The organism is Pseudoalteromonas sp. NZS37 (assembly GCF_015864265.1).
GTDB classification, from domain to species: domain Bacteria; phylum Pseudomonadota; class Gammaproteobacteria; order Enterobacterales; family Alteromonadaceae; genus Pseudoalteromonas; species Pseudoalteromonas arctica.
In genome coordinates this window covers 123676-147398 of record NZ_JADYXL010000004.1, presented here as the reverse complement: position 1 = coordinate 147398, position 23723 = coordinate 123676, and the positions used below count along the sequence as shown (strand labels likewise).

Annotated in this window: 25 protein-coding genes; 15 read left to right on the top strand and 10 right to left on the bottom strand. The window is 39.5% G+C overall.

The features are described 5' to 3' along the window. Positions 1-7: 7 nt before the first annotated feature. On the bottom strand, positions 8-562 hold the full coding sequence (gene ampD, locus I6F47_RS08955) for a 1,6-anhydro-N-acetylmuramyl-L-alanine amidase AmpD (RefSeq protein WP_197183713.1): 555 nt from the start codon (positions 560-562) through the stop codon (positions 8-10). Positions 563-799: 237 nt separating this feature from the next. Here ampD and nadC point away from each other — a divergent pair, with 237 nt between their 5' ends. The 7 genes from nadC (at position 800) to yacG (ending at position 7741) form a co-directional block, all read left to right on the top strand. After that, entirely contained in the window at positions 800-1651 is an 852-nt protein-coding gene (nadC, locus tag I6F47_RS08950) for a carboxylating nicotinate-nucleotide diphosphorylase (protein WP_197183712.1), read from the top strand. Between the two features lie 482 nt (positions 1652-2133). Continuing rightward, the gene (locus I6F47_RS08945) at positions 2134-2571 is read left to right on the top strand and encodes a pilin (RefSeq protein ID WP_197183711.1); all 438 of its coding nucleotides are present in this window, start codon (positions 2134-2136) and stop codon (positions 2569-2571) included. A gap of 118 nt (positions 2572-2689) precedes the next feature. Continuing rightward, positions 2690-3919 (top strand): type II secretion system F family protein, encoded by a 1230-nt coding sequence (locus I6F47_RS08940; protein ID WP_197183710.1) that lies wholly within the window; start codon positions 2690-2692, stop codon positions 3917-3919. A 137-nt stretch (positions 3920-4056) separates the two neighbouring features. Then, complete coding sequence (locus tag I6F47_RS08935) at positions 4057-4950, top strand: prepilin peptidase (RefSeq protein ID WP_197183709.1); 894 nt, start codon at positions 4057-4059, stop codon at positions 4948-4950. A gap of 1 nt (position 4951) precedes the next feature. After that, the gene (coaE, locus tag I6F47_RS08930; RefSeq protein WP_197183708.1) at positions 4952-5593 is read left to right on the top strand and encodes a dephospho-CoA kinase; all 642 of its coding nucleotides are present in this window, start codon (positions 4952-4954) and stop codon (positions 5591-5593) included. A gap of 126 nt (positions 5594-5719) precedes the next feature. After that, on the top strand, positions 5720-7396 hold the full coding sequence (gene pilB, locus I6F47_RS08925; RefSeq protein ID WP_197183707.1) for a type IV-A pilus assembly ATPase PilB: 1677 nt from the start codon (positions 5720-5722) through the stop codon (positions 7394-7396). Positions 7397-7510: 114 nt separating this feature from the next. After that, positions 7511-7741: a DNA gyrase inhibitor YacG gene (gene yacG / locus I6F47_RS08920; RefSeq protein ID WP_007586146.1), complete on the top strand. Its 231-nt coding sequence runs from the start codon at positions 7511-7513 to the stop codon at positions 7739-7741. Between the two features lie 71 nt (positions 7742-7812). Here the strand turns inward: yacG and I6F47_RS08915 are convergent, their stop codons facing one another. Further along, complete coding sequence (locus I6F47_RS08915) at positions 7813-8301, bottom strand: periplasmic heavy metal sensor (RefSeq protein WP_007586148.1); 489 nt, start codon at positions 8299-8301, stop codon at positions 7813-7815. Between the two features lie 165 nt (positions 8302-8466). Between I6F47_RS08915 and I6F47_RS08910 the strand changes: the two genes are divergently transcribed. The 3 genes from I6F47_RS08910 to I6F47_RS08900 are packed head-to-tail and all read left to right on the top strand — an operon-like array spanning position 8467 to position 11500. Next, on the top strand, positions 8467-9156 hold the full coding sequence (locus I6F47_RS08910; RefSeq protein WP_007586150.1) for a response regulator: 690 nt from the start codon (positions 8467-8469) through the stop codon (positions 9154-9156). Next, on the top strand, positions 9134-10549 hold the full coding sequence (locus tag I6F47_RS08905) for an ATP-binding protein (RefSeq protein WP_197102094.1): 1416 nt from the start codon (positions 9134-9136) through the stop codon (positions 10547-10549). The genes I6F47_RS08910 and I6F47_RS08905 overlap by 23 nt, the downstream gene beginning before the upstream one ends. A gap of 3 nt (positions 10550-10552) precedes the next feature. Continuing rightward, complete coding sequence (locus tag I6F47_RS08900; protein WP_007586153.1) at positions 10553-11500, top strand: alpha/beta fold hydrolase; 948 nt, start codon at positions 10553-10555, stop codon at positions 11498-11500. Here I6F47_RS08900 and I6F47_RS08895 read toward each other — a convergent pair. Further along, positions 11460-12326, bottom strand: coding sequence for a cation diffusion facilitator family transporter (locus I6F47_RS08895; RefSeq protein ID WP_081709160.1), 867 nt, complete (start codon positions 12324-12326; stop codon positions 11460-11462). The genes I6F47_RS08900 and I6F47_RS08895 overlap by 41 nt on opposite strands. 161 nt (positions 12327-12487) lie before the next feature. Between I6F47_RS08895 and trmL the strand changes: the two genes are divergently transcribed. Then, a complete protein-coding gene (gene trmL, locus I6F47_RS08890; protein WP_007582820.1) occupies positions 12488-12952 on the top strand; it encodes a tRNA (uridine(34)/cytosine(34)/5-carboxymethylaminomethyluridine(34)-2'-O)-methyltransferase TrmL in 465 nt (154 codons plus the stop codon). 69 nt (positions 12953-13021) lie between these two features. Here the strand turns inward: trmL and gpsA are convergent, their stop codons facing one another. From gpsA to I6F47_RS08870, 4 genes are read right to left on the bottom strand one after another with little or no spacing between them, the layout of a single operon-like run. Then, positions 13022-14029, bottom strand: coding sequence for an NAD(P)H-dependent glycerol-3-phosphate dehydrogenase (gpsA, locus tag I6F47_RS08885; RefSeq protein ID WP_007582822.1), 1008 nt, complete (start codon positions 14027-14029; stop codon positions 13022-13024). Between the two features lie 3 nt (positions 14030-14032). Further along, a complete protein-coding gene (gene secB / locus I6F47_RS08880; protein ID WP_007582825.1) occupies positions 14033-14518 on the bottom strand; it encodes a protein-export chaperone SecB in 486 nt (161 codons plus the stop codon). 34 nt (positions 14519-14552) lie between these two features. Continuing rightward, on the bottom strand, positions 14553-14810 hold the full coding sequence (grxC, locus tag I6F47_RS08875) for a glutaredoxin 3 (protein WP_002957783.1): 258 nt from the start codon (positions 14808-14810) through the stop codon (positions 14553-14555). 31 nt (positions 14811-14841) lie between these two features. After that, on the bottom strand, positions 14842-15273 hold the full coding sequence (locus I6F47_RS08870; protein WP_002957784.1) for a rhodanese-like domain-containing protein: 432 nt from the start codon (positions 15271-15273) through the stop codon (positions 14842-14844). A 546-nt stretch (positions 15274-15819) separates the two neighbouring features. On the opposite strand from I6F47_RS08870, the gene gpmM reads away from it, so the two are divergent. Genes gpmM through I6F47_RS08850 form a run of 4 tightly spaced genes read left to right on the top strand, consistent with a single transcriptional unit; the run spans position 15820 to position 20619 of the window. Beyond that, positions 15820-17364, top strand: coding sequence for a 2,3-bisphosphoglycerate-independent phosphoglycerate mutase (gene gpmM, locus I6F47_RS08865; RefSeq protein WP_197183706.1), 1545 nt, complete (start codon positions 15820-15822; stop codon positions 17362-17364). Between the two features lie 3 nt (positions 17365-17367). Continuing rightward, the gene (locus I6F47_RS08860; RefSeq protein ID WP_197183705.1) at positions 17368-18507 is read left to right on the top strand and encodes a murein hydrolase activator EnvC family protein; all 1140 of its coding nucleotides are present in this window, start codon (positions 17368-17370) and stop codon (positions 18505-18507) included. Positions 18508-18541: 34 nt separating this feature from the next. Continuing rightward, entirely contained in the window at positions 18542-19807 is a 1266-nt protein-coding gene (locus I6F47_RS08855; protein WP_197183704.1) for a S41 family peptidase, read from the top strand. 50 nt (positions 19808-19857) lie between these two features. Further along, positions 19858-20619, top strand: coding sequence for a divergent polysaccharide deacetylase family protein (locus tag I6F47_RS08850; protein ID WP_197183703.1), 762 nt, complete (start codon positions 19858-19860; stop codon positions 20617-20619). Positions 20620-20801: 182 nt separating this feature from the next. Here the strand turns inward: I6F47_RS08850 and rpoH are convergent, their stop codons facing one another. The 3 genes from rpoH to ftsE all read right to left on the bottom strand — a co-directional run bounded on the left by rpoH (position 20802) and on the right by ftsE (position 23640). After that, entirely contained in the window at positions 20802-21665 is an 864-nt protein-coding gene (gene rpoH / locus I6F47_RS08845; RefSeq protein ID WP_007582838.1) for an RNA polymerase sigma factor RpoH, read from the bottom strand. Between the two features lie 314 nt (positions 21666-21979). Continuing rightward, positions 21980-22966, bottom strand: a complete 987-nt coding sequence (ftsX, locus tag I6F47_RS08840; protein WP_007582840.1) for a permease-like cell division protein FtsX — start codon at positions 22964-22966, stop codon at positions 21980-21982. Further along, the gene (ftsE, locus tag I6F47_RS08835) at positions 22963-23640 is read right to left on the bottom strand and encodes a cell division ATP-binding protein FtsE (RefSeq protein WP_007582842.1); all 678 of its coding nucleotides are present in this window, start codon (positions 23638-23640) and stop codon (positions 22963-22965) included. Before ftsE ends, ftsX begins: the two co-directional genes overlap by 4 nt. Between the last annotated feature and the right edge of the window lie 83 nt (positions 23641-23723).

The following is a 23723-nucleotide window of genomic DNA, read 5'->3' as shown; positions in this document are numbered from 1 at the left end:
AACTCTCTTAACTTAGTTGTTCAAGCATATTAAAAAACAATGGCCAATTAAAGCTACTGCCAGGATCTGTTTTACGCCCAGGGGCAATATCGCAATGCCCAACAATACGCGAAGGGGTAATTTTTGGATAGCGTTGCATTATAGATTTACTAATAATAGTTAATGTTTTGTACTGTGCTAAAGAATATGGAGCGGTGTCGGTACCTTCAAGCTCAATGCCAATGCTAAAGTTATTACAAGCAGGTACCCCCTCAAACTCAGATTGCCCTGCATGCCAAGCGCGCTTTTCAAAAGGCACGTATTGTATAACCTCACCGGTGCGCTTTATAAAGCAATGGGCCGATACACGTAAATTCTTTAAGTCACTAAAACTCGGATGAGCATTGCAATCAATGCTACCCATAAATAACTCATCAACGAAAGGTGTACCAAACTGCCCTGCTGGCAATGATATATTGTGAATCACCAATAAAGAAATATCAGCCTCATCAGGGCGCTCATCAAAATGCGAACAAGGCCGCTGCGCTACCGTACTTAAAACACCGTCTAAATCTATTTTCATGATACGTTTATTATATAAATATCAAGATATACATAGCACTGATGCTAATGGATTTATTAAAAAAATGATAGTAACAAGCGAGGTATAAAACCTCACCTACAAATAATTCAAACCCACACGTAGGTGCGAATTTACTTCAAGCGCTTATCTTTATATTGGCGAAAAGGCAATCGCTTCTCTTTCTTTTATAAACATAGTAAAATTTGCTTAATTTATTAACGCTTATGAGCTTTTATTATGTCTATCCCGCACTCTTTAGTTAGCCAACTTGTCACTCTTGCACTCGACGAAGATCTAAATTATCAAACAGCTCAAGAAGGCGATATTACCGCGCAGCTTATCCCTCAGAGCGAGCAAGCCAACGCAAAAGTAATCACCCGCGAAGACTGCATTTTTTGCGGAAAAGACATCATCCTTGAAGTATTCAAACAAGTAGACCCAAGCGTTAAGGTTAATGTACTCATAAATGATGGCGACGCAGTTAAAGCAAACAGCACATTATTTACCGCTATTGGCTCGGCTCGTTCAATATTAACTGCCGAGCGTACTGCACTTAACTTTGTACAAACCTTATCAGGCACTGCAACTACTACAGCGCATTACGTAAAAGAGTTAAGTGGTACAACTACGCAATTACTCGACACACGTAAAACAATTCCAGGTCTGCGCGCTCTTCAAAAATACGCAGTAAAATGTGGCGGGGGTGCAAACCATCGTATTGGATTATTTGACGCTTTTTTAATTAAAGAAAATCATATAGCAGCTTGTGGCACAATAAACAAAGCCGTAGCTCAAGCTAAACAAAACCACCCAAACAAACCTGTCGAAGTAGAAGTAGAATCACTCCCTGAACTTAAGCAAGCAATTGAAGCTGGCGCCGACATAATCATGCTCGACAACTTTAGTGTAGAGCAAATTAAACAAGCCGTAATTTTGACCAACAAGCGTGCAAAATTAGAGGTTTCAGGCAATATGACCCTAGAAACGCTCAAAATTTATTCACAAGCCGGTGTTGATTTTATATCAAGCGGGGCATTAACAAAAAACTTACAATCAATCGATTTATCGATGCGTTTTGAACGATTTTAAAGCAATAACTGCCAATTAATACCGCTAATCGATTGACAAGTTAAGTAAAAAAGCATTAAATAACCCGAAAGGCTTACTTTGTAACATTTTGTTAAATAAAATCGCTTTTTTATAAGAAGATACGTGCTAAACACTAAAATAAAATGGTAGACTAATTCTGTTGTACTATTTTATTTAAAAAGGTAGTCATAAATAACTAGTGCCTTTAGTTTTTAAAGACATAATTAAAAACTAAAGCAACTAAACTATTTACTTTATGCCTATACTATTTGTTGCTACAACATGTAGTGCTCTTAGTAAACTTTTATAGTTAGTACTAAACATAATGAATTCACATACGGCTTTTGTGTTTCATACTCTAAAGCTAAAGTGTAATAAAATTAATTTTAAGTAAAACTGTAAAGTAAATCAGTTAAATTAAGTGAGGCATTTGCCGCTTAAGTGATTTAAGTTACAAAAATCTATCCTTTAGGAGAGGAAACATGAAAACAATGACTCAAAAACAACAGGGTTTCACCCTAATTGAATTAATGATTGTAGTAGCAATCATCGGTATTCTTGCAGCAATTGCATTACCTGCATATTCTGATTACCAGGCTACGTCTAAACTGACAGCTGGCTTGTCTGAAATTACAGGAGCTAAAACTGATATGGAAATTAGAGCTAATAACGGTGAAGCTGTAGCTGATGTTGCCGCATTAACTTCTATTAAAGATGCTACTACTCAAAACTGCAATATTACTGCAGATATCACAGCAGGAGTCGGTACTATAGAATGTGAAATTGTTAATGCACCAACTCAAGTTGCAGCCGCAACATTAACTTGGACAAGAAGTGTAGCCGGCGAGTGGACATGTGCTACAGCAGGAGCAACAGATGCTTCACTTGCTCCAAAAAGCTGCCCTCAAGCTGCTCCGTAAGTTAATATATAAATAGAATTAAAACGCTCATTTGAGCGTTTTTTTTTGAAGTAATTATAACCACTCTAAATTTGTTTGCTTATAATCAATGTATTGAAACTCTTAGGTGTTCAAATTCATGGCAAAAAAACAACTAGATAAAGGCCTCGATACATTTCAATGGGTCGGTGTAAGCGCTCGTGGAAAAAAGCTTGAAGGTGAGCTTACTGGTAATAGTATTGCATTAGTGAAAGCTCAACTTCGTAAACAAGGTATCACCCCCTCAAAAGTAAAACGCAAAGCAAAACCATTGTTTGGTATTCAAAGTGTTCAACAAATAACCCCTAAGGATATAGCTTTAGTTACTCGCCAAATAGCAACTATGTTGATGGCGGGCGTTCCGCTAATACAATCAATCGAAATGATTGGCACCGGTTCGACCAATAAAAGTGTCGCCAAATTAATGGAGACTATTGCCGATGAAGTAAAAGCAGGCCAGCCTTTATCTACAGCGCTTCGAAAGCATCCCCGCTATTTTGATGATTTATATTGTGACCTTGTAGCCTCTGGCGAACAATCAGGTGCGCTTGATAGAATATTTGATCGTGTCGCTATTTATAAAGAAAAGTCTGAAGCATTGAAGTCAAAAATTAAAAAAGCAATGTTTTACCCTATTTCGGTATTAGTAATTGCCGGCATTGTAACCTCAATACTATTAATATTTGTAGTGCCGCAGTTTCAAGAAATATTCGCAGGCTTTGGTGCTGAGCTTCCTCCATTCACTTTATTTGTTATTGGCATATCAGACTTTATGCAAGCATATTGGTGGATGATACTAATAGCCATAGTCGCTTTTGGATACGCGTTTAAAGAAGCTAAATTAAGAAGTTTAAAACTAAGAGATGCAACTGACAGAGCAATACTAAAACTGCCTGTTATTGGCATGATTTTAAATAAAGCAGCTGTTGCTCGCTATGCACGAACTCTTTCGACCACGTTTGCTGCAGGTGTGCCGCTGGTTGATGCACTTGACTCTGCTGCAGGCGCTTCAGGTAATGCCGTTTATCGTTACGCTATTTTAGATATAAAAGTTGAGGTAAGCTCTGGTAATCAGATGAATTGGGCAATGCGTAACTCAAAAATATTCCCTGATATGGTAATACAAATGGTCGCTATTGGTGAGGAGTCTGGCTCACTAGATGGCATGCTCGCGAAAGTGGCTACTATTTACGAACAAGAAGTTGATGATGCAGTAGATGGCCTTTCAAGCTTACTTGAGCCACTTATTATGGCTGTACTAGGTGTACTTGTTGGTGGTTTAATTATCGCGATGTATTTACCTATTTTCCAATTAGGTTCTGTAATTTAATTCCTTTGGAAAAATATAAGAAACCTTGCGATTTTAAAGGGACGCAAATGTAGCAACGATTTTATATCGCGTTCTCCTAATTTTATATCGCGTCGTCCTAAGTGTGTTATTAAAGAATTTTAGTTTTAGGTAAACAAATGCAAAGTATTATTGAAGTAATGCAAAGCCAATTATGGTTTTACTTAACCACAATTGGCTTAATTAGTTTATGTATTGGTAGTTTTTTAAATGTAGTTATTTATCGCTTACCGTTGATGATGCAACGTGAGTGGCAAAGCGAATGCAGGCTACTGTTAGAGGAAGAACTTACAGCTAATGAATCTAAACAAGCCAATATCAATGAGCCTTTTAACTTAGTAAAACCCAATTCTACCTGCCCTAAATGTAAAACTGCCATTAAGCCTTGGCAGAATATTCCTATTATTAGTTGGTTAGCACTTAAAGGTAAATGCGCAAGTTGCAGTAATCCTATTTCGGCCCGATACCCTACTGTAGAGCTAATTACTGCCCTATTAAGTTTAATTGTTGCTTATAGCTTTGGTACGACCGAGCAAGCCCTTTTATATATTTTTGTAACGTGGATTTTAGTAGCACTGACCTTTATTGATATTGACCATATGTTACTGCCAGATCAACTTACACTTCCGCTTGTATGGCTTGCACTTATTGCCTCGGTAATGGGTTACACAATTACACCAACCGATGCCATTATTGGTGCGGCTTGTGGCTATTTAAGCTTGTGGAGCGTGTTTTGGTTATTTAAGTTACTAACCGGAAAAGAAGGCATGGGTTATGGCGATTTTAAATTGCTTGCTGTATTTGGTGCTTTGCTTGGCTGGCAGTCATTACTTACTATTATTCTGCTTTCGAGCGTAGTAGGTGCCATTATCGGTATTGCACTGTTAAGCATACAAGGTAAAGACAAAGCAACGCCCATTCCATTTGGCCCTTATTTAGCGATAGCTGGCTGGATTGCAATGCTTTGGGGCAACCAAATTCAAGGCGCTTATTTTAATTTAATAGGTTATTAAAGTGAGTGAGCAAATTACTAAAGTAAACAGCTGGGTATTAGGTTTAACAGGCGGTATTGGCTGTGGTAAAACGGCCGTCAGTAACATGTTTGAAAAGCTTGGTATTACTATAGTTGATGCCGATATAATTGCGCGTGAAGTAGTACTCCCTAATAGCAAAGGGCTAAAAGCGATTACAGCCCACTTTGGTGAACATATTTTATTGCCTGATGGCACATTAAATAGAGCAGAGCTTCGCGAAAAAATATTCACTAACAACAATGATAAAGAATGGCTTAATGCGTTGATACACCCTCTTATACGGATAAAAATACTAAACGATTTAAATAATGCAACTAGCCCTTATGTTGTTTTAGTAGCTCCTTTATTGTTTGAAAATAACCTTGATAAATATTGCGACCATACCTTACTTATTGACGTACCAACCTCTGTACAAATAGTCCGTACGGCAAAACGTGACAACACAAGTAGTGAGCAAGTTAAAAATATTATTGCCTCGCAAATGTCACGTGCCGATAAGCAACAAAAAGCGGATGATATTTTAAATAACGACCGTAGTTTAAACCTAGTGCGTATAGAACTTGTTGATCTTCATAAAAAGTACCTACAATATGCATTACACAACAAAACTAACTCACATTAACACTGTCCTAACTCACACAAACTCGTATTTTAGTTAGTAAAATCACAACAAAGAATGAAAGGTGATGTAATCCCCTTCTTTTTTCTGATAAATTGCTTACTATTGAAGGAATAAAACAGGTGCGCAATGAATATTAACTCACCGTTATTGAGAAAATTTATAACCCTTGGCCGCATTGATGCCGACACGGTTAAAAACAAACAAAATGAATTTGCCTCAACAGCTGAGCTTATTTCTAAATGTGGAAAAATCGATAGTAAAGATTTAGCTGAACAATGTATTGATCTGTTTCGCGTACCTTATTTTGATTTAAAAGACTTTGATCCTACAAGAATCCCGGCCGAACTCGTAAAAGAAAAACTTATACGTAAACATCATATTTTGCCGCTTGTTCAAAAAGATCGAAAAGTTTATATCGCAGCATCAGACCCAACAGATTACGGCGCATTCGAAAACTTTGAGTTTAGTACCGGTCTTTCATGCGAAATTGTTGTTGTTGATTATATTCAACTCGATGCCAAAATCGAGCAATTACTAGATGCCACTGGCAGCCTAAATTTAACCGATGACGAGTTTCAGGAATTTGCTGATTTAGACTCAGAAAGCCAAAGAGATACAGCACCACAAGATGACGATAAAGATGATGCACCTATCATCGTATACATCAACAAAATTTTAATGGATGCCATTAAAAAAGGCGCCTCTGATTTACACTTTGAACCGTATGAACACAAGTACCGTATTCGCTTTCGTATTGATGGCATTTTGCATGAAGTGGCAAGCCCACCTAATACATTAGCAACCAAGCTTTCTGCACGTATTAAAGTAATGTCGCGACTCGATATTGCCGAAAAACGCAAACCACAAGATGGTCGTATAAAACTAAAAATCACTGAACGCAAAAGTATCGACTTTCGTGTAAGTACCATGCCTACCTTGTGGGGCGAAAAAATAGTAATGCGTATCCTTGATTCATCAAGCGCTATGTTAGGCATTGATGTATTAGGCTATGAGCCTGAGCAGAAAAAGCTCTATATGGATGCACTTGCCCAGCCTCAAGGGATGATACTAGTAACAGGGCCAACGGGTTCTGGTAAAACAGTATCGCTATACACAGGTTTAAATATATTAAATCAGCCAGAGCGAAATATTAGTACTGCGGAAGATCCGGTTGAGATTAACCTTGAAGGTGTAAACCAAGTACAAATTAACATTAAAGCCGATATGACTTTTGCCAATGCACTGCGTGCTTTTTTACGTCAAGATCCTGATGTAGTTATGGTAGGTGAAATACGTGACCTAGAAACCGCAGAAATATCAATAAAAGCGGCGCAAACAGGTCACTTGGTTTTATCAACATTGCATACAAACTCAGCACCGGAAACAATCACCCGTTTATTAAATATGGGTGTGCCGGCTTATAACGTAGCAAGTTCGATCAGCTTAATAATAGCCCAACGTCTAGCTCGTCGTTTATGCCCTAAATGTAAAACGCCAGAACAACTTCCGAGTGAAGAACTGGCTCGCCAAGGATTTAGCGCCAAGCAAATTGAAGAAATGACGTTATATACGCCTAAAGGGTGTGATAGCTGTACCGATGGTTATAAAGGCCGAGTGGGTATTTACGAAGTAATGCAAATTACCCCTGAAATTGCCCAAATTATTATGCGCGGTGGTAACTCGCTTGAAATAGCTGACGTTTCACTTAAAGCCGGATTTAATAATTTACGTTTATCAGGTTTACGCAAAGCAGCCGATGGTCTTACATCCCTTGGTGAAATTAACCGCGTGACTAATTTTTAAAAGTCCATAGTAAAAGTTACAAGGTTCTGAACACTAAATTCAGAGCCTTACTTATACCTAGAGACTCATATCTAAGTAATGTAAAATGCAGAAAAAGATTGTAAAGAGTAAATTATGCCTACTATTGTAAACTGCCCAACCTGTAAAACTAAAGTTGAATGGTCAGAGCAAAGCCCATTTCGTCCTTTTTGCTCAAAACGCTGTCAGCTAATTGATTTAGGTGAATGGTCGTTTGAAAATAACAGAATTTCTGCACCAATCACCTCGGCTGAAGAGTTTAGCCAAGACATGATTGAAGATATTGAAGCTATGCTGGCTAAAAATGAAGATGACTTTTTTAAGTAATTTATCTTCATTATGCCCTAAATACGAAAACCAGCATTAAGCTGGTTTTTTAGTATTTACAAAAAGTATAATTAACTTTTTTGTTTACTGTGCTTTTTATTCATACGCTTTTGCATTTTAGCAAATTTCTCTTTTTGCTCAGCGTTAAGAACTTGCATTACTTGGTGCTGCGTTTTTAGTTTAATTAAACCAAATTGATCACCTTTTTCATGACGTTCATTTAATAGCTCTTTTGCTGCATTTTCGTCAAATGTTGCCGCCGAAAGTAACGCATCCATTTTAGCTTTATGCGCTTCACGCATCGCTTTACGGGCTTCTTTATCGTCGCCACGCAACGCTTTCATCTGTGTTTTTTGCGCTTCAAAAATAGCTTTTAGCTTAGTTTGCTGCTCATCTGTTAAGCTTAATTTTTCAACGCCGCGCTCAGAAAGTAAAAAGCGAGCTTGAGAATGGCCTTGTTTATGTCCGTCGCCTTTAGCTAATACGCTACCAGCACCAAGCGTTGCTGTTGCTAAGCCACAGATAAGTACTAATTTTGAAAGTGTATTTAATTTAGTCATAATCATTACCTTAATATTGGGTTGGTTGTGGCTGCTAAGCCAGTGAGTTAACTATACCTAACTCAATGCAAAGTAACGCAAAGCAGTGTAAAGGTTGTGTAAAGATTCACCTTTGCACTATTTAGCGGGTAAAATAACGCTATAAACAACTCTAAGGGTTTGTAAATGAAACTATTAATGATTGATGACGACACTGGCCTTTGCGAGCTATTAAGTGAGTATTTAACTGCCCAAGGGTTTGAAATACAAAGCGTACACGACGGTGAGCAGGGCCTTAAACTAGCACAAGCAAATGACTACGCCCTTATATTGCTAGATGTAATGTTACCAACGCTTGATGGTTTTGAAGTACTTAAACAACTTAGGCAAACAAAACTCACACCGGTCATAATGCTTACTGCAAAAGGTGAAGACTTTGACCGTATTTTTGGCCTAGAGCTAGGCGCTGATGATTATATTCCAAAGCCTTTTAATCATCGTGAATTACTAGCCCGCGTAAAAGCGATAACACGCCGTATAGAGCACATTAATAGCTTAAATGCAGCCACAACGAGTAAGTTACTCGTTAATGGTATTACTGTTAACCTTGCAGCGCGAGAGGCCTCAATCGACGGCTCTACACTAACCCTTACCGGTACAGAGTACGAAATACTCACGCTATTGTGTAAAAATGCAGGCGAAGTTGTTAGTAAAGAGCAAATTAGCGAAGAAGTGCTAGGCAGGCGCTTAGCTTCTTTTGATCGCTCTATCGATATGCATGTAAGTAATATCCGTAAAAAAATAGCTGAGCATATTCCAGGTGAGCGAATTAAAACAATGCGAGGTACGGGTTATGTCTTTATCCAAGGCGAATAAAAGCACTTACTTTGCTTGGTTAAAACACCCTGGGCACTACCTGTTTTTTAAAGTATTTATTTGGTTTTGGTTAACTATAATCGGCACCGTAGCAGCGCTTATATTTTTAAGTAATATAACCGCTATTAATGCGGTATCTAACGAGCCACTTTATGGCCCAATGAAAAAAAACCTAATATACACCGCCAAAAGTATTGAGCGTACTGCCATTAAGCATAAGCGCAGTCTAAGCGAAGTATTAGTACACCCTCGCCTATCAAAGCGTAAACTTTTATACTTAAGCGCAGCTCAAAGCGAGGACTCTCTTAGTAGTAAAGAGGTGCCAGAGAGCATCGATTTAAGTTTATTAAACTTCACTCAAAATATGTCACCGCAAATTATTTTCACTGAAAAATATCAAGCCTTCGGCCCTGTTAATATAAACGTGCCTGAAGGGAGTTTTTATCTTTACGAAATAGATATTAACCATCAACCACCGCTAATAATGCGCTTTAAGCTTATGCCTAATTGGATGAAAATAGTCATCGCAATTGTTGCATCTCTCATTTTAAGCTTTGTATTTAGCCGTAACTTAATAGCCCCTATAAATAGCCTTAAAAAAGCGGCAATTAAACTATCAGCGGGTAACCTAAGCGCAAGAGCCGAGATTTCTGTAAACCGAAAAGATGAGCTAGGAATACTAGGGCGAGATTTTAACAGCATGGCTAATCAGTTAGAGCTTTTAATCAGCTCACAAAAACGCTTATTAGCCGACATATCACATGAATTACGATCGCCTCTTACACGTTTAAAAATGGCTACCGGACTTGCACAAATGCAAGCTAACGACGCTAGCCAATCGTATTTATTACGCATAGAAAAAGAAGCAAACCAACTCGATAAGATGATTGCCGACGTGCTGCAAGTTTCTCGCTTAGAAGCAAAAAGCCAAGCGCTTTCACTGCAAAAACAATCATTACAAATAATTGTAGATCACGTTATTAATGATGCGCAGTTTGAAGCAAAACAAAATAATAAGCAGCTAAATATAGTGGGCGCTGTAGACGTAAATATTAATTGCGACGAAGGCCTTATTGCCAGTGCGCTTGAAAACCTATTGCGCAACGCTATTAAATACGCAAATAATACAATTAGCATTACTCTAAAGCATGCTGATGCCATTTATATAGAAATATGTGACGATGGCTCTGGTGTGCCAGATGATCAACTGAGCAAGCTTTGCGAGCCCTTTTTTAGACAGTCAGATGCGCGGGATCGCGTAAGTGGTGGCACGGGGTTAGGTCTGGCGATTGCTAAAAATGCTATTACTGCGCATGGCGGCAGTTTAGTATTATCAAATAAAGAACAAGGTGGCTTGTGTGCTAATATAACCTTGCCATTAATAAAAGAGTAAAGCATGTTTTATAGTAGTGAGCGTGAGCTTAAGAGTAATCAAATAACAATTAATAACTTTTATAAAAACACGCTAATTAAAGCTTATTTAGATACACCTAACGGGCAATTATTTTATGCTTATGCCATACCAGATAAAGCCAAAAATGCCATTGTAATAAGCTCTGGGCGCCTTGAAGGGTTAGATAAATATAAAGAGTTGTTATGGGAGCTGTATAACAATAATTTTGCCATATTCATAGCCGATCACCAAGGACAAGGCCGCTCTTATCGCCACCTACTAAATAAGCACAAAGGCCATGTTAATCAATTTAAAGATTACAGCGCAGACCTAAACTTATTTAATACACAAATAGTGGATACTCATTGGCAAGGTAAAAAGGTGTTAGTGAGTCATTCAATGGGCGGCGCCATAGCATTTGACTATCTTGCGCATTTCGAACACAATTTTAGTGGCGCGTTTTTATCAGCGCCTATGCTTGATATTTATACAAAAAATACACCAAAGCCTTTAGCTAAATTAATAGCAAGTACTGCAACCCTTTTGGGTCAAAAAGACAATTACGCACTAGGGCAAACCGATTACATACCCGATGAGTTTGCTACAAATGTATTAACCAGCAGCCCAGTGCGTTACGAGCTATTTAGGCAAACATATCAAGAAGAGCCATTACTACAGCTCGGCGGTGTTACTTACGGCTGGCTAAATGCGACGTTTGCATTTATAACTTCGGTGGATAACTTAAGTGTGACTATTCCACTTTATATTGCCAGTGCACAAAACGACGAAGTGGTTGATAACAATGCCCAATATAAATTAGCAAACAGGCACGTAAACACTGTACTTAAAAGCTTTGAAGGCGCTAAACACGAGCTGTTTTTTGAACGTGATGAAATACGCCAGCCATTGCTTAAAAGCTTGTATCAGTTTTGTGAGTCGGTGACGGCTTAATAAGTACCGACAAAGGGTCGAGGTGGATCAGTATATCTACCTCAGACTCAAAGCGTTCTTTAAGCATTGCCTCTACTTCATCAGCTACGTTATGTGCGCGAATCAAACTTAAATGATCATCAAGCTCTAAGTGCATTTGGATAAACTTAACTTTTCCGCCTTGGCGCGTACGAATATCATGCACACCATGTACATCAGCATGGGCTCTGGCTATATCAAATATGCTTTGCTTTTCATCATCTGGCAGTTCTTTATCCATTAAGTGATCGGCACTATCGCGAGCAATATCCCAGCTGTTATAAAGTAAGTAACCCGCTACACCTATCGCAAAAACAGGATCTGCATACAACACACCATAATAAGCTAACAAAATAGCTAATAGCACAGCGGCATTTAATATTAAATCACCTTTGTAATGTACTGAGTCGGCTTTTATAGCAATTGAATCGGTGTATTTAACCACCTTGTTTTGTACAAATACAATGACCAACGTACACGCAATAGCAAAAATACTTACCCACACACCTAATAAAGAATGGCTTAACTGTATAGGGTTAAATAATCGCTCAATACCATGAAAAGCAAGTAGGCAACCTGAGCCTGCAATAAACGCGGCTTGGCCAAGTCCTGCAAGTGCTTCGGCTTTTCCGTGCCCAAAACGATGGTCATCATCCGCTGGGCGCAGTGCGTAACCTAACACTAAAAAACTCATGGCGGTGGCAGTAATATCCATTAACGAATCAGTTAACGAGCCAAGCATTGAAGCCGAGCCCGAAGCAAGCCATGCCCATGTTTTTGCGCCAATCATTAAACTAACCATTACCATGGTAACAATGCTTGAAGTTTTAACCCAAAATTCGTAGCTACGGTTATGCACGTTTTAATCCGATAATTAGGAGTATTCAATAGTGTGAGTATATCATTTTTTTAAAAGGTTTCGTGTATACTGCCCTTCGTCAAACTACAGATTATTTTATAAGGCTCATTATGCTGGATATTGTTTTATACCAACCTGAAATACCGCCTAACACTGGTAATATTATTCGCCTATGTGCCAATACCGGCTATGCATTACATTTAATTGAGCCGCTAGGTTTTGAGTGGGACGATAAGCGCGTGAAACGTGCAGGACTTGATTATCATGAATTTAGTCATGTTCAACGCCATGCCTCATTTGAAGATTACCTTGAAAAATGTAAACCAAAAAAAATATATGCATGTACAACCAAAGGTAGTCAGTTTCACCATGAAGCAAGTTACGAAGCGGGTGACTGCTTGGTATTTGGCCCAGAGACTCGCGGCTTGCCTGACGATATGATCCAAGCACTGCCAAAAGAGCAGCGTGTGCGTATTCCTATGCAAGCCAATAGCCGCAGCATGAACTTATCAAACGCAGTAGCTGTGTTTGTCTACGAGTCGTGGCGCCAGTTGGGTTTTCCTAACGCGCAGTAAATAGCTTTGAGCTAAACAACAAAAAACCGACATAACGTCGGTTTTTTAGTTTTATAAACGCTTATAAAATTATTCAGAACGTTGCTCTCGGCCTAATAGCGCCATTGCAGCTTCTTTCATATCTTTATTTTCATAAAGCACTTTATAAATTTGCTCGGTAATCGGCATTTCTACACCGCTACGCTGCGCTAATAAATACACTTCTTTGGTATTTCTAAAGCCTTCAACTACTTGACCAATTGATTCAATAGCAGCATCAACGCTTTCGCCTTTACCTAACGCTAAACCAAATCGACGATTACGTGATTGGTTATCTGTACACGTTAGTATTAAATCGCCAAGGCCTGCCATCCCCATGAAGGTTTCTGGCTTAGCACCAAGAGCGCAACCTAAACGAGTAAGCTCTGCAAGGCCTCGGGTGATAAGTGCGGTACGCGCATTAGCGCCAAAACCAACACCGTCCGAAATACCGGCACCAATGGCAATTACATTCTTAACCGCACCACCGAGCTGTATACCAATAAAATCATCATTGTTATACACACGGAATGAGCGACCACAATGAAGTAAATCAGCGAGCTGCTGAGCAAATTCAGGCGACGTAGAAGACACTGAAATAGCTGTAGGTGAGCCCATCGCCATTTCTTTTGCAAACGTAGGACCCGACAGTACCGCAAGTGGAATATCATCACCTAATTCTTGCAAAGCCACTTCTTGTAACAAACGTCCAGTATTAGGCTCAAGCCCTTTAGTTGCCCACGCTACTTTAGCACCGTCTTGCAATGCAGGTTTGATCTGCGCAAGTGTATCGCCAAAAGCATGGCTTGGCACAACAACAAGTACAATAGCGCTGCTAGCAACGGCATGTTGTAAGTTAGCTTCAAGAGTAAGGGTATCTGGAAAAGGAGCATCAGGTAAGTAACGTTGATTTTTCCGCTCAGCTGCAAGCGTGGCAACGTCGTCGCTATTTCTTCCCCAAAGTGTCACGTGGTGACCATTTCGGGCTAAACAAATAGCAAGGGCGGTGCCGTAAGACCCCGCCCCTAATACAGTAACAGCTGTAGTTGCTGTACTCATAAGTTATGCGTCTGCTGAAGCCTGGTCAGCTTGCGCAGTACGTTGTTGCATGTATTGTGCAAATAACGCATCAAAATTAACTGGCGCAAGGTTAAGCTGTGGGAAAGTACCACGGTTAACAAGGTTTGAAACAGCTTCACGTGCATATGGGAATAACACGTTAGGACAAAATGCACCTAGCATGTGCGCAAGTTGCACTTCTTCAACTTCAGCAATAGTAAAAATACCTGCTTGTTGAATTTCACATAAGAACGCAGTTTCTTCACCAAGAGAAGCGGTTACAGTTAGGGCTAAAACAACTTCAAATACACCTTCGTCTAGTTTATTAGAGCGTGTATCTAGGTCTAGCTTAACTTCTGGCGTCCATTCTTTTTGAAAAATGGCCGGAGAGTTTGGCGTTTCAAACGATACATCTTTAGTGTAAATACGTTGAATAGTAAATTGTGCGCCGTCTTGTGCAGCTGCTACGTTTTGATTTTCTTCGTTCATTGTTATTCCTAACTTGTTCGTTATTATAATTAAATTAAGCGTTTAGCTTAGCGTCAAGTTTACCTTGCGCTTCAATAGCCATCATGTCGTCGCAGCCACCGATATGTTCATCATTAATAAAAATTTGCGGTACTGTGCTTGCACCACCTGCTTTGGCAATCATTTCATCGCGTAGCTCAGGCTGTACACCAATATCATAATTTGTGTATTCAACGCCTTTGCTGTTTAAAAGCGAAAGAGCACGCTGACAAAATGGACAATACGCCTTGGTGTATAAAACAACATTACTCATAATAAATCCTCTATCGGCCTAGCTAAACTGATTAGCGACCTGTTGTAGTTGGTAAGCTGGCAGATTGCCACGCACCCATGCCACCTGCTAATAAGTAAACTCGTTCAAAACCAGCTTTACTCATAGCGGCTGCAGTACCTTGGGCAGTCATACCTGTAGTACATACAACTATAATGGGTTTAGTCTTGTACTTTTCAAGGCTTGAAAAGTCAGATTTTTTCGCATTCTCTGGGCTTAAGTGCTCAGCACCAGAAATACGCCCTGCATTAAACTCTTTTTGCGCACGTATATCGATTACTTGACCGTCATCACGGTTAATAAGTAACGTAAGCTGCTGAGGATTTATTTGACGAACAGCTGAAAGCTTACTCTTTATCCAGCCACTAACAATAAGGAAAACAATACCAACCCAAGCAAGGCTTAAAATGGGATGATTTGTAATAAATTCAATATATTGATCCATTCTACTTCCACTATGAAATTATGTTTTAAACCTAGGGCATGTTGGCCTTTGTGGATTGAAATTTGTTCAATCTAGGGGCGATTAAATCGCGGCGCGAGATTTGTAACCTAGTGGGCTAAGTAAAAACCGAGCAACAAAGAGGTAATAGTCCCTAGAAAGAACCCAACGGGCAGCGTATGTTTGGTATTTATGCTACGTTATCGCCTATTTATGGGGAGTAACCACACTTCATAGGCTCTGCCTTGCCTAAAAACCAAACATACTGCTGCAAATTCAACCACCAAAGTGCAACACGCCCTAATATTTTAAGGATTTTGTACTTTAGCCACGCAAGTATACCCAAACCAACCTAAAATGCGAGTTTAGGAGCACTTAGAGGCGTTTAAAAAACGATAAAGCCCCCCATATATAGTAGTAAGTGAAAAAATTTAATATCTTGTTTTCAATGCTGATCCTAGCTTAAAAACACGGTATGCTAAAACCACGCTAATAAACCTTTTTAGGTGCACAGTATCCATCAACAGATACTAATTTTCAGGAGCTATTATGACAGAGCATAAAAAACCACTGGTATTAATGATTTTAGACGGTTGGGGACACCGCGAAGATACGCAAAGTAACGCCATTCTTGCAGCTAACACGCCTGTATTAGACAATTTATGGGCCACACGCCCACACACATTAATATCAGCTTCGGGTTTAGATGTTGGTCTTCCTGATGGTCAAATGGGTAACTCAGAAGTTGGCCATGTGAACTTAGGTGCTGGTCGCATTGTTTATCAAGATTTTACCCGTATCACTAAAGCAATTAACGATGGCGAATTTGATTCAACCCCAGCCTTAGTTGAAAACATAGATAAAGCAGTAAGTGCAGGAAAAGCAGTTCACATAATGGGTCTTTTAAGCCCAGGTGGTGTGCATAGCCATGAAGACCATATAGTTGCTAGCATAAAACTTGCTGCAAAACGTGGCGCTAAAGAAGTTTACTTTCATGGCTTTTTAGATGGCCGCGATACACCTCCACGTAGTGCTAAAGCGTCAATCGAACGTATTGAAGCGTTATTTAGCGAACTTAAATGCGGTCGTTTGGCGTCACTTATTGGCCGTTACTACGCAATGGACAGAGACAACCGTTGGAACCGCGTAGAAAAAGCTTACAACGTAATTGCCTTAGCTGAAGGTGACTTTAATTTTGATAACGGCGCAGAGGCACTTAATGCAGCGTACGAGCGCGACGAAAACGACGAATTTGTAGCCGCTACAACCATTACACCAACAGGCGCCGCTCCTGCTTCAATAAACGATGGCGACACTCTAATTTTTGCCAACTTTAGAGCAGATAGAGCCCGCGAAATTACTCGCGCTTTTGTTGAGCCTGATTTTGATGGATTCGCAAGAAAAAGAACGCCAGAGCTTAGTGCATTTGTAATGATGACAGAGTACGCAGCTGATATAAATGCACCTATTGCCTTTGGTTCAACACCGTTAGTAAACGTACTTGGTGAGTGGTTTGAAAAAAATAACAAAACACAGCTTCGCATTTCAGAAACCGAAAAGTACGCACACGTTACGTTTTTCTTTAGTGGCGGGCGCGAAAGTGAATTTAAAGGCGAAACACGCGAGCTAATTCCTTCGCCACAAGTTGCAACCTACGACTTACAACCTGAAATGAACTCAGAAATGCTAACCGACAAGCTAGTAGCAGCAATTAAAAGCGGTAAATACGATGCTATTATTTGTAACTACCCTAACGGCGATATGGTTGGTCACTCTGGTGTATTTGAAGCTGCTGTTAAAGCTTGTGAAGCTGTAGATAGCTGTATAGGTCGTGTTGTTGATGCACTTGAAGAGTTTGGTGGTGAAGCACTAATAACAGCCGATCATGGTAATGCTGAGCAAATGGCTGATCTTAAAACAGGCCAAGCGCATACTGCCCACACTAGTGAACCGGTACATTTTATTTATGTTGGTCGCGATGCAGAGCCTATGCAAGGTAAAGCATTAAGCGATGTAGCCCCTACAATGCTTCACTTAATGGGCATGGAGCAACCAAGCGAAATGACTGGTACGCCTATCATGATGTTGAAATAACACATGAATAGACGTATTAACCGGTTAATTAAGTGCGGTTTAATACTAACTTCATTAGTGACTGCATCTGCAGTTGCTAATGAGGATCGTACTAAAAAAGACTTATCAGAAGTTCAAAATGCACTTGAGCAAAGCCAAGCTGAGTATAACGCCCAAAGAAAAAAAATAGCGTCGCTACAAAAAAACCTAAAAAGCCATGAACTCGATATAGCTAAAAATGCTAAAGCACTTAACATGGCAGAACAATCAGTAAAAGAGACTAAAACACAGCAAAAAGAGTTACAAAATAAAGCCGATGAACTCGATAAAAAGCACACTCAATTTCAGAAAATTTTAGCCGCGCAGCTTAAAAGCGCCTATATGGCCGGTGGCGACGACTACTCTAAAATGTTGTTAAATCAAGAAGACACTGCAAAATTTGAGCGCACACTTAGTTATTACAACTACTTAAATAAAGCCCGTATTGAACAAATTGAAGATCTAAAAGACCTTCAAAAGCAAATAGTACAAAACCAAGAAGAGCTTGTTAAAATACAAGAAAAACTAGCGCTTTTATTTGATGAGCAAAAAAGACGTCAAACTGCATTGCTTAATGCACAAAGTGAACGCCAAGCTAATCTTAAAAACTTACAAGCTCAGCTCAACAGCACCAAAAGTTCAATAAATTATTTAAAAGAAAACCAACAAACTTTGGTAGCAACAATTGAAGAACTCGAAAAAGAAAAAACACAAAAAATTGAATTACTGGGCCTAAATAAAAACAAAGGCAAATTAAACTGGCCGAGCAAAGGCAAGTTAGAGCACACATTCGGCCAACGTAAACATGGTGGTATTGATTGGAAAGGCGTATTAATTGGTGCAAAAGAAGGCACTAATATTAATAGCGTACATAACGGCCAAGTTGTATTTGCCGATTGGCTAAAGGGCTATGGTTGGGTAATTGTTGTAGACCATGGTGAAGGTTTTATGAGCCTATATGGTCATGCCCAAACACTGCTAAGAGATGTAGGCGACATGGTACGCGAAGGCGAAACCCTTGCTTTAGTTGGCCAAAGCGGCGGACAAGCTAGTTCTGGTCTATACTTTGAAATACGCCACAAAGGACGCGCAGTAAATCCTGTAAAATGGTGCAAACGCATTTAATTAAATAAATCGCTGCACCGCTCTGGAGCAGCTGATGACAACTAAAAAAACTGCAGTAATTACCATTGATCAAAAAAATACAGGCTTTTATATAAGTCTGTATTTACTTGTATTACTAACCTTAATCGCTTTTTCTAGTAACGCACTAGCAAGCTCGATTAAGGATCTTAAAAGACAACAAATAGACGAAATACTCTTTAACATCCATACCTACTATGTTGAAGATCTCACCTTACAAAATAGCCACCACATTAAATATAATAGCCAACAGTTTGAGCGTTTATATTCAAAGCTCGACTCTTACTCTAAGTACTTAAATGAGCACGAACTAACCTCATTATTTGATAATACAAACGGGCGCTATACAGGTATTGGTATTGAGGTTAAAAATATCGACGAGAATATGACGATTGTTAATGTGGTTAATAACTCCCCCGCAAAAGCAGCGGGTATTTTGCAAGGTGATATTATTGTCAGTGTAAACAACCAAGCAGCCCAAAACCGTACAATCGATGAAGTAGCAACGCTAATAAGAGACAGTAAATTTTCAAATATAGACCTAATTATAAGTCGTGATAACAATAAAAACCCACTCACGTTTCATGTAGCACGCCGCCAAATAAACCTCGAAAGCGTAACAAGCGAACTTCTAGATTTTGGTACTGGTTATATAGCTATCAATAATTTTTCTAACCACACATTACATGAGGTTGCTCTGCAAGTTGCTGCCCTGCAAAGCCACTTTGGTTACCCACTTAAAGGCTTAGTAATTGATTTACGTGATAACCCAGGGGGTACATTACAAAGCGCAGTAGCGGTATCAGACCTATTTTTACAAAGTGGCACTATAGTGACGACTAAAGGGCGTTTTTACGATGCCAACCAAGTATTTTATGCAAAGCGTGGAGACATTCTAAAAAATGCCCCCATTGTTGTGCTTATAAACGAAAACTCAGCCTCTGCAGCCGAAATACTTGCAGCAGCGCTAAAAGATAATAAACGAGCAACCGTTGTTGGCAGTCAATCTTTTGGGAAGGGTTCTGTACAATCGCTCATTCCTCTAGGTGACGGCAACACTGCATTAAAGCTCACCACAGCTAAATACTTCACACCGTTAGGTAAATCGATTGATGGTATAGGAATAACCCCAGATGTGGCGGTTAATCAAACAAACCTTTCACAAAGTAATAAAGCCGTTATAATAAAAAATGAACACACTAACAATAATGCGCAATTACTTACTGGTAACTTAGCAGATTTACAATTAGTTAAAGCCAAACAATTACTCAGCATGCAATAGCTTGTATAAGCTGTATAAATAAAGCTAAAAAGATAATAAAAACTATAAACGTGAAAATAATAAAATGGCTAATATTAGCTATTTGTTTTAGCTCAGCAACAATTAGCGCTAAACAAATAGCAATAGTGATAGACGATATAGGCTATCATCAACGGGACTTAGAGTTCCTTTCCTTACCAGGGCAATTGTCGTATTCAATTTTGCCCCATACTCCTTATTCGCAAATTTTTGCAACGCTTGCTAGTCAATCAAACAAAGAGTTATTACTTCATGTACCTATGCAGGCACTTAACGGTAAAGAACTCGGACCTGGCGCGCTTACTTTAAATATGAATAAAGAGCAGCTTCAGCAAACTCTAGGAACCGCTCTCGCTAGTTTACCGCAAGTTAAAGGCGTTAATAACCACATGGGCTCAGCGCTTACGCAAAAAAGCCAAGCTATGAAGTGGACAATGGAAGTGCTTAAAAAGCGCCATTTATATTTTTTAGATAGCCGCACAACCGATTTAAGCCAAGCACAAAATGCTGCTAACTTTTTAGGTGTTGCCAATATTAGTCGCCAAGTGTTCTTAGACAATATAACTACACCAGAACAACTGCAGCTAAGGCTGGAAGAATTAAAACAACTAGCCATCACTCATAATTCCGCTATTGCAATTGCTCATCCCTACCCAGAAACAATCGAATTTTTACGTCATGCCTTACCCGAGCTAACTAAGCAAGGTTTTGAGCTTGTGCCGGTTTCGCAGCTGGTTGAGCGTAAATACATTCAGTTAGCGCAAGCTGAGGGAAAAGAGATTAGTGCTCGGTGATATAAGCTTTAAATAAAGCTATATCCGAATGATAAACTAACCATTCAATAATGCAGAGTATCGGTATTACTTGATAGGATATTTTATCGTTGGGTTTCGCTTCGCTCAAACCAACCTACGCAAAAGCAAAAAGCCCCGCATTTTCATGCAGGGCTTTTTAAATTTTACTGCTAGAGCTGTGTTTAGCTCATAGCGCTTTGTAACTTTTTCATCGCTGTTTTTTCAAGCTGGCGAACACGTTCAGCAGATACACTGTACTTTTGTGCAAGCTCTTGAAGAGTCGCTTTATCATCCGACAACCAACGTGCGCTAACAATATCTTGTGAACGTTCGTCTAGTGTTTTAAGTGCGCTAAATAAACGAGTATGCGCTTGCTCTTTCCACTGCTCTTGTTCAACGTCGTCAGCTAAATCAGCTGCGCCATCTGTTAAATATTGTACTGGAGAGTACGTGCTTGTTGGTGCGTCGTCGTTATCGTCGCCCGTTAGGTCAAAGCCCATGTCTTGGCCGCTCATGCGCGATTCCATTTCACGTACTTCTTTTTCACTCACACCTAGCTCGCTAGCAACGGTACTAACCTCAGCTTGATTAAACCAACCTAAACGCTTTTTGTTTTTACGAAGATTAAAAAACAATTTACGTTGCGCTTTAGTGGTTGCAACTTTAACTATGCGCCAATTTTTAAGCACAAACTCGTGAATTTCGGCTTTAATCCAATGCACTGCAAACGATACTAAACGTACACCCACTGTAGGGTCGAAACGCTTAACCGCTTTCATCAGGCCTATATTACCTTCTTGAATAAGGTCAGCTTGTGGTAAGCCGTATCCCGAGTAGCCTTTAGCAATATGTGCTACAAAGCGTAAATGCGACATAATGAGTTGCTTGGCAGCACTAAGATCGCCTTCTTCCTGAAGCTTTTTAGCAAGTTCTTGCTCTTGTTCAACTTTAAGCATAGGAATAGTGCTTACCGCTTGAAGGTAACCGTCCATGCTTGCGCTTTGTTGTCCGACTGTAAGTGCCATTGCGTATAAATCTTTACTCATTTTTCACCTCGGTGATAAACATTTGAAACTATCTTAGCACTCTTTCTTTAAGAGTGCTAACCCCAATTTAAAACTTTTTTAAAGTATAAATCAAGCAGTTTTTAGTATGTGTTTAGTCTACTACAAGCGACTGAATAAGTGATGAATTGAGGGGCTGCAGCAGGTTAACCTCGCTGCATCACCTTATTTACAACTCATTACTTCATGGGAGGATAGTACATAAATATGACAGTTTTAGTAACAGGAGGTACAACCCAGTTCGGTACGGTACGCATATCAAGCTGGGTTGGTTCACTTATAGTTTGCAGGATTTTTTATACTTTATCGGGTTCTATTTCTTTAATATATCGATTTACAGAAAGGTACGAGCCTACAAATCCTAAGCTTGTTGCAAGTAACACTAAAAAGCCGAGCTCATTAAGCGATAATCCAATTAACGAAAAGCTTGTTTGATACACCCCCGCTACACTGCTCACAGCGCTTGAAAGCCACCACATCATTAGTCCTACACATATAAAGGCAAATAAACCACCTATTACACCATACCAAATACCGGTCCACAAAAATGGGGCATGTATAAAGGTGTTAGTTGCGCCGACTAGCTTCATTACTTGTATTTCTTCTTTTTTATCCATGATCGACAAACGGATGGTGTTACCAATAATAAGCGTCACTGAGGTAAGCAGTAATAATGCGATGGTTATTACACTTTCTTTCAGTAAATCTAGTAATGCATTTAAACGCTCTAGCCACGCTATATCGAGCTTACCAAAATCAACTTCACGTTCACTTTCTAATTTAGTTAGCAGTACTTTAGCGGCATTTGGGTGTCTGTGACGTTTTGTAGGAGTAACAAGTACCACATCAGGTAATGGGTTTTTATCTAAGTACTCTAAAGCTTGCCCAAAGCCAGATACGTCTTTAAATTCTGTTAGTGCTTTTTGCTTTGATATAAATTCAACGCTTTCCACTTCTGGATAAAGTGCTAAACGCTTTACTAATGTTTGCGTTTCTTGCTCGTTCATACTTTCTTTTACAAACAACGATATTTCACTCGCTTCTTCAAAACCACTACTTACTTGCTGTACGTTTTTAACAACGAGATAAAGTGTTGCAGGTAACGTTAGGCTCAAACCAAGTACAGCAATAGTCATCATAGATGCAAGCGGCGTACGCCACATTTCACCTAAGCTATGAACACCTTGGCGAAAAATATTAATAATGAAAAAATAACCGCCAGCTAATACTGATTTTTTTTGCTTGTCGTTACTATTTTGACGACTTTTAAAAAGTAAACTCATAGTGCTCCCTCAGCGAGCGGATCTTGAAGCATGCGGCCATCTTTTAAGGTTAGACTGCGGTACTTCATACGTGCAACCAAACCTAAGTCATGCGTCGCTATAAGAACAGTGGTGCCGTGTTTATTAAAGTCCTCAAACAGCTTTAGGATTTCCATTGAAAGCTCAGGGTCTAGGTTACCTGTAGGCTCATCGGCTAACAGAATTGGCGGGGAGTTTACAATTGCTCTGGCAATACCAACACGTTGCTGCTCGCCTCCAGAGAGCATAGACGGATGACATTTTATTTTGTCTATCAGGCCTACTTTATCAAGCGCACCATGAACACGTTTAGCTATTTGCTTATGGTGAGTACCCTCAATAATAAGAGGCAGTGCCACGTTATCAAAAATAGTATAGCGCTCTAGTAAACGGTGGTTTTGAAAAATAATACCTATATCACGGCGAGCATAAGGAATTTGACGCGAGTTTACTTTATTTAAATCAACACCGTTGATAAATACACTGCCTGCCGATGGACGTTCCATTAAGCTAATTAACTTAAGCAACGTACTTTTACCCGCACCACTGTGGCCGGTTAAAAAGGCAAGTTCACCCGGTTTAACATGAAAATTAACTTTTTCGAGGGCGCGGTGCCCTCCAGGATAAGTCTTACTTACTTGCTGAAAATTTATCATTTTTTTATTATGCCAATTCAATTAGTTTACTAATAAAATTGGTATTCCTCGCAATTAAAAAGGGAGCAAGCTCCCTCTTTTGG